The sequence below is a fragment of the Arthrobacter sp. 3Tela_A genome, assembly GCF_049311025.1.
Lineage (GTDB): Bacteria > Actinomycetota > Actinomycetes > Actinomycetales > Micrococcaceae > Arthrobacter_B.
In genome coordinates this window covers 1-1529 of the sequence record NZ_JAXIOM010000115.1, presented here as the reverse complement: position 1 = coordinate 1529, position 1529 = coordinate 1, and the positions used below count along the sequence as shown (strand labels likewise).

At 69.0% G+C, this 1529-nt stretch carries 2 protein-coding genes; both read left to right on the top strand.

Going from position 1 to position 1529, the window contains the following annotated elements:
- Positions 1–744: hypothetical protein (locus TVC13_RS18010; RefSeq protein WP_422402496.1), on the top strand; the 744-nt coding region annotated here is incomplete at its 5' end.
- A 142-nt stretch (positions 745–886) separates the two neighbouring features.
- Positions 887–1486: an antibiotic biosynthesis monooxygenase gene (locus tag TVC13_RS18005; RefSeq protein WP_422402495.1), complete on the top strand. Its 600-nt coding sequence runs from the start codon at positions 887–889 to the stop codon at positions 1484–1486.
- Positions 1487–1529 lie beyond the last annotated feature (43 nt).

Genomic DNA, 1529 nt, shown 5'->3' with positions numbered 1-1529 from the left:
GGGGAGGGGGGGGGGGGGGGGGGGGTGCTGGTATCAACCGTCTTCCAGGCCGTCGTAGAGGTTCCCGGGCCCGGACCGGGAACCGGCCTGTCCCCGCTCTCGGCCGAGCGCCGCCAGGTGCTTGAATCCCTGCTCGCCGACGGGCCGGCAGGTCCCGAAGCGGACGCGACGCAGCCGGTGAAGGTGCCGCTGCCCGCCGTGTCCACCTCCAGCGAGGCTTTCGCTTCCATCCTTGACTCGCTCACGGCGGCGGCAGACGTCCGCGACGGCAGCGAACCCGCCGCGCCGCCCATGCTCGTCCAAGCCGGCGACCTGGTGGTGCTGGCCGGGGTGGGCGGAAGCGCCGCCGACGCCGCCGCCCGGATCGCTGCGGGCCTTCCTTCCGGTGCATTGGTGGGCTACGGCGGTGAAACTGCAACTGAGCCGCGGGTGCAGGGAGCGGCAGGTGTGCTGAGCATGCGTGCCCGGGGCGTCCTGTCCGGCCAGCCGGCGATGCTCGCTTACGGGCTGGGGACATACCGGACTGCGGAATCCCATGCGGCTGAGCTGCTGGCGCTGGAAGCGGACCAGCTGTGGCTGGTGGTGGATGTGAGCCGCAAGCATGAGGACACCAAAGCCTGGGTGGAGGCACTCAGTCCTGTCCTGAAAGTCACGGCGCTCGCGGTCCTGGGCAGCCGGGAAACCGATACGCCCCGCACAGCGCGGAAGCTGGGGATTCCTGTGGGGTGGATCGACCGGTCCTAACCCATCGAGATGACAGAAACTGCTCGTTTCAGGCCTGAAACGAGCAGTTTCTGCTATCTCGGTGAAGGATGGGGCGGCACGTGGCGGGGAGCACCCTTCCAGGATTCGCCGCGCGCGGACTTGCGCCCGGATACTTGGAGGCATGACATCAACGCACACTGACACCCTTCCGGCCCGCGGGCCGGAGGCGGTGACGGTCTCCATCACCCGGCGGGTCGATCCCCGCCGCGTGCCTGAGGCCACCCACTGGGTCCAGGAGGGCGTCAACCTCGCCAATACCTGGCCCGGGTTCCTCGGCTCCGGATGGGTCCGCGCCTCCGCCACCTCCGATGAATGGCACATGCTCTACCGCTTCGCCGACTCATCCTCCCTCGATGCCTGGGAGCACTCCGAACCTCGCCGGGAATGGCTGGAACGCGGCCGGGACATGGTTGAAGACCGCACCGTCACCCGCCGCACCGGCATTGAAGGCTGGTTCGACGCGCCGTCGTCGAACACCGATCTTCAGACTCCGGCCAAACCTCCGCGCTGGAAGCAGGCCGTGGCCATTTGGCTGGGCTTCTTCCCCGTCAACCTTGCCTTCACCTGGCTGGTGGGACTGGGCTTTCCGGATTGGGACGCCCTGGCGATGCCGCTGCGCGTGCTGATTACGACGGCGATCCTCACCCCGATCATGGCCTACTGGGTGCTTCCCTGGGTCACCGGCCTGCTGCAGCCCTGGCCGCCCCGCCGCCGTTCCTAACGCCCACCAAGCACGACGGCGCCGCCCGGGTTCAGTCCCGGGC